We start from the raw sequence: 338 nt of genomic DNA, 5'->3' as shown, positions 1-338 counted from the left end.
AGTATAAAAACGTTATCAGCCTCGGTATAGGGGAGCCGGGGTTTCCGACGCCTAAGCATATCGTAGAAGCGGGGGCTAACGCGCTATATGAAGGGCATACCAAATATACGCCTAACGCAGGACCTCGTGTATTAAGGCTTCCGCTCCCCTCTGCCAGACATGGAGAGGATCCTCATAGGGGGCCATAAATCGCGTTTTTCCCGACAAGATCCACCTGATTAGGCTCATGGAAGAAGACAAATACTTCATCCGCGGCAAAAAGAGATGCCTTTTCGATCTCGATAACATAAAGGCCGCCTGTGTTATCTGTTACGATATCCGCTTCCCGGAATTGGCGC

General features: G+C 50.3%; 1 pseudogene. It reads left to right on the top strand.

Annotated elements, in window-relative coordinates:
* Nucleotides 1-188: pseudogene (locus EZM41_RS13690) on the top strand (hypothetical protein); the annotation flags it as partial.
* Between the last annotated feature and the right edge of the window lie 150 nt (nt 189-338).

Source organism: Acetomicrobium sp. S15 = DSM 107314 (assembly GCF_016125955.1).
Classification (GTDB): domain Bacteria; phylum Synergistota; class Synergistia; order Synergistales; family Thermosynergistaceae; genus Thermosynergistes; species Thermosynergistes pyruvativorans.
This window is presented reverse-complemented; position numbering and strand designations above follow the sequence as displayed.